This window comes from Rhodococcus sp. ACPA4, assembly GCF_002300185.1.
In the GTDB taxonomy this organism is placed as follows: Bacteria; Actinomycetota; Actinomycetes; order Mycobacteriales; family Mycobacteriaceae; genus Rhodococcus_F; species Rhodococcus_F globerula.
The window spans coordinates 531,052-539,749 of record NZ_NSDY01000001.1 but is presented as its reverse complement, the minus strand read 5'-3'; the positions used below and the strand labels follow the sequence as shown (position 1 = coordinate 539,749).

Sequence of the window (8,698 nt, the reverse complement as noted above, 5' to 3'; positions counted from 1 at the left end):
ACCGCTGCTGTATCAAAATGTGGGATCGAGCCCGAAACGGAATGCGTCAGCCCATCACGGTGGCAGCGACGGTTCCGCCCAATTCGTAGCACTGCTCACGCACGTTTTTGTCCACGGGCACAATCACTTCGAGCGGCTCGGCCACCGGAACCAAACCGAGACCGGTTGCCAGTGCCCGCACCGACGACACAGCACCGGCAGTGTCATTGTTTCCGTGCACCCATAACCCATATGGACGCTCGGACACCGCACCCAAGCATTGGTAATAGGTAGTGTCGAAAAAGTACTTCAATGCCCCGGACATATAGCCGAAGTTCGCGGTGGTTCCGAAAATATATCCGTCAGCACCGAGTACGTCGGGCACGGTCGCTGCCAATGCCGGGACAGCAATAATTTCGACGCCCTCGATCTCCGGATCATGCGCGCCTGCCAGCACGGCATCAAGCAATTCATGCGTCGCAGGCGAGGGCGAATGGTGAACCACCAACAAAGTCTTCACGTCCACGAGAATACGACGCGCTTACCGCAGGCAAGGCCGCTTACCGCGAGCAGAGAACCTCAACCCATGCATTGATGGTCTGCTCTTCCGCCAACTCGGCAAAATCTGCATCCGCTCCGTCGGCGCGCCACTGTTCGACCAGCATCATGAGCCGCACCGAGTCCAGGCCCTCATCGGTCAGATCCGTGTCGTCGCCGAGTTGTTCTGCCCTCATCGACAGAACTTCGGCAACGTCACGCACAATCCGGGCCCGGTCCACAGTGCTGCTCATCGATCTCCTCGTATAGTACGAATACGGCATGACTTTAGGCCAGCCTAACCATATTGGTACGTTGGTACCCAACTTGAAACTGGACACACAAATCTCGCACAACTAAGGCTAGCCTCAACATAGCAATAGTTCCGGACAATCTGGAAGGGCGTCCATGTTTGCACTGGCCGAAGTCGCCGAATACCCGTTGCACACCAACCGATCTGACAACGGAGCGGATTCAGTTTTCCTGCTCTCCCGCAGGCAGACCTCGGTTCAGACCTCCGGAGTGGTGGAAGAATTCGACTCGGCGTTCGACGCTGTAGAGGGACTCAAGACAGGGCGGATCGACTCGGTTGTGGGCGCCCTCCCCTTCGCTCCCTCAACACCGTGCGCGCTCACCGCGCCGCTGAGTTTCACTCGAACGAGGGGTGATCTACATCACTCCGGTGCGGTGAATCTTCCCTCCGCGAAAGTTGCCGGATGCGAACCAAGCCCTCTCGAGCACACCCGGCGCGTTCGCGGTGCGATCACGCGACTGCAGGCAGGCGAACTGGACAAGGTTGTTCTCGCACGCACGCTCGCGATCGCAACCGAATCGCCGATCTCGCCCACAGCACTCACGAGAAAATTGATCTCGCTCGATCACTCGCACAACGGGTTCTGCGTAGACCTCTCCCCCGCCGGCGGGAAATACCGCGGGCGCGCTTTGGTCGGTTCGACGCCGGAAGTCCTGATCGAACGCCGCGGAGACATAGTCACCTGCCACCCGCTAGCAGGTTCGATTGCACGACACCCTGATTCGAAGCAAGACGATGCACACGCCCAGGAACTCCTGGCGTCCACCAAGGATTTGTCCGAGCACAAATTTGTCGTCGATTCGATCAGCGCGGTTCTCGGACCGCTGTGCCGATCATTCTCAGCGCCAAGCACTCCCGAACTGCTCCGCACGCCTCAACTCTGGCACCTCGGAACCAAGATCGAAGGAGTATTGGCCGACCCGAACACAACGGCACTGGAGCTCGCGCTTGCACTGCACCCCACTCCGGCGATCTGCGGAACACCGACCGATGCCGCTCGCGATCACATCACCGGGACCGAGGACGATCGTGGCTTTTACGCAGGTGCCATCGGATGGTGCGATCGGACCGGCGACGGCGAATGGATGGTTGCCATCCGATGCGCCGAGATCGCGGCCGACGGCCTCTCGGCGAAGGCCTATGCCGGTGGCGGAATTGTCGCGTCGTCGGATCCCGATACGGAATTGCGTGAAACCAGTACCAAGTTCCGAACGATTCTCAGCGCATTCGATCTAGCCGAAGATCTTGCCGAATAGTGGCTCACTACCGGTCGATGCACTCATTTTGACACCAACAGGTCGGGCGTTCAGTACCGTTTTGGGCGATACATCCTAATTCGTCTCTGGCTTCTCGCCTGGAGGGTTCCCTGTGAATCGAATGCGCGCCTCAACCCGCCACGCTGCGATGGTCGTCGGCGCAGTGACTATCCTCGTCACCGGGATTCAGTTCGGAACCGTATCTGCGCAGCAGGTATCTCCAACCTTCGAGGTGTTGTGCACCCCGACTGACACCGGCCTCACCGAACTGTCCGGGTTGGCGGCAACGTCAACCGGAATGTATGCACTCGGCGACAGCGGAGCAGACGACCGGATTGCCGAACTCGACGCAGGCTGCCACGTCACTCGCTGGATACCGGTGGGGACTGAGACCTACGATGTCGAAGATCTCGACTCCACTACCGACGGCACTCTGTGGCTTGCCGACATCGGGGACAACAACAAGGTTCGTACGTCCGTGGCGCTGATCGGATTCGATCCGTCGGGCGCGGAAGCTGCCACACCACGTGTACTGACCTATCCCGACGGCGCACATGACGCCGAGACCTTACTCATCTCGAACAACGGACTCCCCGTCATAGTGACGAAGGACTACCTCGGGTCGAGCGATATCTACGCACCGGCAGGTAATCAGAATGTGCACGACCTGAGCACGACTGTCCCGACACAACTGAACAAGGTCGGACACCTGCAATTCTCGCCGACCACAACTCCCGGCGGTCCGGTCGACGGAGCGGGAACAATGGCCGTCACCGGCGGCGCAGTCAGCACCGACGGCACGGTGGTCGCTCTGCGCACATACACCGACGTCTACCTATATTCAGCCCCCGACGGTGACGTAGTCAAAGCCCTGTCCGTCAGAGCGATTCGGGTTCCGCTCCCGAACGAACCACAGGGCGAGGCAATTGCATTCAACAACGACGGAGATCTGATCAGCGGATCCGAGGCCTACCAGGGGCCACTGCCGCCGCTGCTCGTCTTTCGCGGAGCAACCGCCCTTGCCGTGGCGGGAGGCTCGGCGGGACCCCTGGGCTCAACGGGTTCGTAGACTCGGGGTCAATCCGCGGGACCGCTATTATCGCGAGGTGAATACACGAATTCGGATGAGCGGCGCTGCCATTGCACTGGTATGCACCGTTGCCCTCGGGGCAGCGGGATGCACCCACGCGGTCACTGGCACGCCGCTCCCCGATGCGTTTGTTCCGAGCGCCGACAACCCTGATCCGTCGGAAGCGATCGACGGGGTTGTGTATGTCGAATACCCAACGGCACTTCACGTCCAGCCCAATGAGCGTGTGGCATACACACATTCACCACCGTTCGGCGGGCGGCACGACGGGGTATGGGCTAAATGCACCGGAATTGTGTATCCACAGGCGATCCGAACCGAAAATGCCGTTCATTCACTCGAACACGGCGCGGTCTGGATCACGTACAACCCTGACCTTGTTTCAGCCGGCGACGTCGAGCTCCTCGCTGGAAGGGTCAGCGGAAACAGCCATATGCTGATGTCACCGTATCCAACGCTCGACGCGCCGATCTCGTTGCAGTCGTGGGGACATCAACTCGAACTCGACCAAGCATCCGACATCCGAATCGATCAGTTCATCTCGGCGCTTCGACTCAATCCCGCGACGTATCCCGAAGTGGGAGCGACGTGTTCGATTCCGCCGTTGAGCTTCGACCCGGACAACCCGCCGCCGTTCGACCCCACCACTCCGGATCCGGCGTCCCCCACCACCGTTCCGGAGTAGACGGGTCTACTTGCCGCGCTCGCGTCGTTCCAATTCCACTGCCCGGCGCATGGTTTCGCGGGCACGGCTTCGGTCACCCGCGTAGTCGTAGGCGCGGGCAAGACGGAAGTTCTGCTTCCAGTTGTCGGGATCAGCTTCCCAATCAACTTTGACCGTCGCGAACAACTCGTCGGCTGCAGCGCGCTCGATCCGGCCCGACGGCAATTTCGGGAGCGTCGACGCATCGACGGCCAAGCCTTCGTCGTGGATCTGCTGAGCCAGGCGCTGATGGGTGAATCCCGCTCGCAATGTTGCGATCACCAGCCACAGTCCCAGGAACGGCAGGATGAGCACACCGATTCCCAGGCCGATGGCCACGCCGCCGCCGTCTTGGATGAGCTGAATTCCGCGTTGGCCCAGCAGCACGAAGTACACCGCCAAGGCAATACAGATCGCCGTGATCAAGATGAGCGTGCGGGTGGTTTTGTTGTTCATTTTCGTAGTACTCACAGGCCCGTAGTGCTCACAAATCCAGGAACGAATCGATACCGACGGTAAGGCCGGGGCGAGACGCGATCTGGCGAACGCCGAGCAGGACGCCCGGTGCAAAGGAGTTTCGGTCGATGGAATCGTGACGGATGGTGAGCGTCTCGCCCTGCGTGCCCAGAATGACCTCCTGGTGCGCGACCATCCCGGCCATGCGCACCGAATGCACGCGCACACCGTCTACATCGGCGCCGCGGGCACCGTCGAGTTCAGTGGTCGTGGCGTCAGGACTGGGACCGACACCAGCTTCGGCGCGCGCAGCAGCGATCATCGCCGCAGTGCGGTACGCGGTGCCGGACGGCGCGTCAGCCTTGTGGGGATGGTGCAGTTCGATAACTTCGACGGAATCGAAGAACCGAGCTGCGGCAGCCGCGAAGCGCATAGACAGCACAGCACCGATCGCGAAGTTCGGGGCGATCAGGACGCCTGTGGTGGGCTGGGCGTCGACCCACGACTGCACCGCAGCCAGCCGACTCTCGTCGAAACCTGTGGTGCCGACCACGGCGTGAATGCGATTGGCCACGAGAAACTCCAGGTTTCCCATCACGACATCGGGATGTGTGAAGTCGACCACGACCTGAGTGCGGGTGTCGACAAACGTCTCGATCGGATCGCCGGTATCTACCTGCGCAACCAGTTCCAGATCAGCGGCAGCCTCGACTGCTGCGCAGATTGCCTGGCCGACCTTGCCCTTGGCTCCCAGAACCCCAACCCTGATGGGTGCTGCACTCACGTCTTCCACGCTCCGTCCGATGCATTGTTGTGGGGTAAAGCCTACGCAACCGGGCAGATGGGCTCACCATCAGTGCAACAGGAGTTTCGTCACGACTGGCACACTGGAGTTGGTGAGCAACCGCCCAGAAATTCAGCCAACCGGCAACTTGCGTCCACTCGAGGTGGCGACTGGTGCCGTGATGGCCGGATTCACGGTCGCTCTTTCAGTCATCGCGACAGTTATTCCTCTGGCGAGTGCTCTCCATCTTGTTGCGGCTGTTCCGATGGGCATCGTTGCTCAGCGGTTCAGAATCCGCGCTGTGGTCGCCTCCGGGGTTGCAGCCACCGCAGTCGCGTTTGTTGCCGCCGGCTCCGGTTCTGCCTCAGCCGTTGCGCTGTGCGCCCTACTGGGCGGAATTATCGGCAACGTAAAAAGGCGGGGGCGCGGATTCTTTTCCGCGCTACTGGCGTCGTTCGTTGTCGGGCCGATTCTGGCCCTGTTCTCGATAGTTCTGCTGCTCATTCTCTCGCCGCTACGAAATCTGTTGTTGGATTCACTCGACAACACGGCTCGCGGCGTCGCGGAAATTCTCAGAAGATTTCCGTACTTCATCGGGATCGCGGATGCGATCGAAAGCAGTATCGGAGCCATCATCGATTACTGGTGGCTCTGGATCGCCGCGTCCGCGACGCTGGGCATCATCATCAGCACCGTCGTCTCCTACTTTGTTCTCGGCGCAGTTCTCGATCGGTTGGCCGCACTTCCCACGGTGGATCCGCTGGCCACGACGCCCGACGACCGGTCGATCAACCCGTTGCCGTTGACGCTCGAACACGTCGGCTTCACCTACCCGGGTTCTACGTCGCCGGCGTTGACGGACATCAACTTCTCGATCGACCGCGGCGAATTTGTCACCGTCGTCGGGCACAACGGTTCCGGAAAATCGACCTTGACGCGCCTTCTCGCCGGCCGGGCACCGTCCACCGGACTGCTGGTTCGACCTGGCGCTGCGGGACTCGGCCATCACGACGGTACGGCGGTGGTTTTGCAGCGACCCGAAAGCCAGATCCTCGGAACGCGCGTCGCCGACGACGTGGTGTGGGGCCTGCAACCCGAGCATGTTCCGGACATCGAGGCGCTCTTGACCGAAGTCGGGCTGGGTGGAATGGCGATGCGTGAAACGTCGTCACTCTCGGGTGGCGAGATGCAACGCCTTGCTGTCGCCGCTGCCCTCGCGCGTCGTCCCGCGTTGCTCATCGCCGACGAAGCCACCGCGATGGTCGATCGCACCGGGCGAGAAGAACTAGTGGAACTGCTGGCAGCTCTCCCCCGTCGGCACAATATGGCCGTTGTTCTTGTCACCCATCATCAGGCCGACACCCGCCAAGCAGACCGGGTTATCCAGCTCGAGAACGGCCGGCAGATCGAACATGAGCCGGGCTGGATGGTCGGCACCGGAGCGCCGACGGTTCCCACCTACTGGCCGCGCAGCACCAAAGCCCTGCTCGAAATCAAGAACCTCTCGCACACCTACAACAATCGGACTCCGTGGTCGCGCACCGCGTTGTCCGACGTCAATCTCACCATCGGCTCAGGTGACGGCGTACTGGTCCTGGGCGGCAACGGCTCCGGAAAATCCACACTGGCCTGGATCATGGCCGGATTAACGGTACCCACGTCGGGCACGGCATTGTTCGACGGCAAACCGATTGCCCGGCAGGTGGGTTCGGTGGGCTTGACCTTCCAACACTCGCGGCTGCAACTGCAACGTCGAACCGTATCCGAAGACATCGAGGCCGCCGGTGGGCCCGAAATCGGGTCGACACAGGTTTCGTGGGCGCTCGACGCTGTCGGACTTGATCGCCGCATTGCCAGCCGCAGCATCGATCAACTCAGTGGCGGGCAGATGCGCAGAGTGGTGCTCGCCGGTCTGCTCGTCCGACAGCCCCAGATGCTCATCCTCGACGAACCCCTCGCAGGCCTCGACCCACCCGGCCGAGCGGCCATCATGAACGTCCTGACCTGGATCAGGCGCAACGGCACCGCGCTGGTCGTGATTTCCCATGACGTCGACGGCATGGATGGCGTGTGCAGCAGGACAATTCATCTCTCTGACGGTGTCCTGACCGAAAATCCCGTCACACTGGAAGAGACCCGGCGATGACCACACTCCTGCGCGAAGTTCCCACCACCTCACCGATCCACCGACTATGGGCCGGCACGAAGATCATTGCCGTGGTTCTCATCAGCCTTGTCATGGTGATCGCGCCGTCGTGGCCGTCCATTGCCGTGATCACCGGACTGCTCGTCATTACTGCCGCGATCGGCCACATTCCACCGACGGCAATCCCGCGCCCACCATGGTGGATATGGCTGCTACTGCTGGGCGGCGCCCTGGTCAATCTCCCGATCGGTCTCGACGCCGTGTACCTCTACCTTCGGGCAGTCACCTTCGGAATCATATTGCTGTGCGCGTCACTGATGTTGGCCTGGACCACCTCGATGAGCGACGTCGCACCCGCACTGGCGACACTCGGACGTCCGCTGCGGTTCCTACGAATCCCGGTGGACGAGTGGGCAACAGCGGCAGCGCTCTGCATTCGCTCACTCCCCCTCCTGATCGAGGAGATGCTCACGCTGGCCGCGGCTCGCCGACTCCGGCCGAAAGGCGTGGTGCACAGCGCGTCCGACAACACGATTATCGATCTGATCACTACCACGATGTCGGTGGCGATCCGGAGATCCGCCGAGATGGGTGAAGCCATCTCCGCACGCGGCGGAACGGGATTGATCGCCGCCTATCCGAAGCGTCCGCGTCGAGCTGATCTGCTGGCGATCATCGTTGTCGTTCTTTCCTGCGCCGGAGCGATCGTACTGACCGTGATCTAGGGCTGTGGTTGTGCAGTGATCCCAGCGCCCATCCAACGGCGCAGGTATTGCCGTAGTTCGTCGTCGCTCCGAGGTGGATTGCCGGGGGATATGAAAAACGACTGCATCGTGCGCAGGACGTATTCGACGAGTTCCCGAAGAGCAGCGTCGTCGTAGCCGTACTTCTTCCAATCGACGTCGAAGCGGTTGATCATCGCAATTCCGAAGGCCTGAGCCTCATCCGATGTGAGACCGTCGGGGTGAAGGTTCGAGTACGTTCCCGTCAGCAAGATGCCAAGATGTGGGATTCTGCGGACTTCGGTCAGTGTGTAGACAACGCCTTCGGTCATCGCGTCGACGGGATCTTCGATGCCGCTCACATGGGCAGTGAGCCGATCCAGAAATCCGGCGACCGATGCGATTGCCGCTGCGCGCATCAGGGCGTCGGAGTTGGGAAAGTACCGATACACCGTCTGACGGATCACACCCAGCGACTCCGCGATATCGGCGATGCTGATTGCCGAGCCCGTTCGCCCGATCAAATCGACTGCCGCGGTGACGATTCGACGAGTTGCGTCGTCATCGTCGACTGGCGGATTTCCGCCCCACCCACGTCTTCGCGCCACTGCCTGTATTCCTCACTCGAATCGAGAAACCCAGGCTAACACTGCCAGTCGACACCAATTCTGTGCGCATCACGGAATTGTGACCATACACAAACGCCAATCTG

At 61.1% G+C, this 8,698-nt stretch carries 10 protein-coding genes; 5 read left to right on the top strand and 5 right to left on the bottom strand.

What is annotated here, in order from left to right; translation table 11 throughout:
• Positions 1-46: 46 nt before the first annotated feature.
• Positions 47-499, bottom strand: coding sequence for a flavodoxin family protein (locus CJ178_RS02495; protein ID WP_095887796.1), 453 nt, complete (start codon positions 497-499; stop codon positions 47-49).
• A gap of 40 nt (positions 500-539) precedes the next feature.
• Positions 540-770, bottom strand: coding sequence for a phosphopantetheine-binding protein (locus tag CJ178_RS02490; protein ID WP_095886035.1), 231 nt, complete (start codon positions 768-770; stop codon positions 540-542).
• Positions 771-924: 154 nt separating this feature from the next.
• Here CJ178_RS02490 and CJ178_RS02485 point away from each other — a divergent pair, with 154 nt between their 5' ends.
• From CJ178_RS02485 to CJ178_RS02475, 3 genes are all read left to right on the top strand, one after another.
• Positions 925-2,085 (top strand): isochorismate synthase, encoded by a 1,161-nt coding sequence (locus CJ178_RS02485; protein WP_095886034.1) that lies wholly within the window; start codon positions 925-927, stop codon positions 2,083-2,085.
• 121 nt (positions 2,086-2,206) lie between these two features.
• Positions 2,207-3,154, top strand: coding sequence for a hypothetical protein (locus tag CJ178_RS02480; RefSeq protein WP_257012980.1), 948 nt, complete (start codon positions 2,207-2,209; stop codon positions 3,152-3,154).
• A gap of 37 nt (positions 3,155-3,191) precedes the next feature.
• Positions 3,192-3,860 (top strand): DUF3105 domain-containing protein, encoded by a 669-nt coding sequence (locus CJ178_RS02475; RefSeq protein ID WP_257012979.1) that lies wholly within the window; start codon positions 3,192-3,194, stop codon positions 3,858-3,860.
• Positions 3,861-3,866: 6 nt separating this feature from the next.
• Here CJ178_RS02475 and CJ178_RS02470 read toward each other — a convergent pair whose 3' ends face one another.
• Both CJ178_RS02470 and dapB read right to left on the bottom strand, forming a co-directional pair.
• Entirely contained in the window at positions 3,867-4,334 is a 468-nt protein-coding gene (locus tag CJ178_RS02470; RefSeq protein ID WP_033234876.1) for a hypothetical protein, read from the bottom strand.
• A gap of 28 nt (positions 4,335-4,362) precedes the next feature.
• Positions 4,363-5,127, bottom strand: a complete 765-nt coding sequence (gene dapB, locus CJ178_RS02465) for a 4-hydroxy-tetrahydrodipicolinate reductase (RefSeq protein ID WP_092808454.1) — start codon at positions 5,125-5,127, stop codon at positions 4,363-4,365.
• A gap of 103 nt (positions 5,128-5,230) precedes the next feature.
• On the opposite strand from dapB, the gene CJ178_RS02460 reads away from it, so the two are divergent.
• Both CJ178_RS02460 and CJ178_RS02455 read left to right on the top strand, forming a co-directional pair.
• Positions 5,231-7,264: an ABC transporter ATP-binding protein gene (locus tag CJ178_RS02460; RefSeq protein ID WP_095886032.1), complete on the top strand. Its 2,034-nt coding sequence runs from the start codon at positions 5,231-5,233 to the stop codon at positions 7,262-7,264.
• Positions 7,261-7,989 carry an energy-coupling factor transporter transmembrane component T family protein gene (locus tag CJ178_RS02455; RefSeq protein ID WP_092808456.1) on the top strand — a complete coding sequence of 243 codons (729 nt, stop codon included), beginning with the start codon at positions 7,261-7,263 and terminating at the stop codon, positions 7,987-7,989. The genes CJ178_RS02460 and CJ178_RS02455 overlap by 4 nt, the downstream gene beginning before the upstream one ends.
• Here CJ178_RS02455 and CJ178_RS02450 read toward each other — a convergent pair.
• A complete protein-coding gene (locus CJ178_RS02450; protein ID WP_092808457.1) occupies positions 7,986-8,594 on the bottom strand; it encodes a TetR/AcrR family transcriptional regulator in 609 nt (202 codons plus the stop codon). The genes CJ178_RS02455 and CJ178_RS02450 overlap by 4 nt on opposite strands.
• Positions 8,595-8,698: the final 104 nt, after the last annotated feature.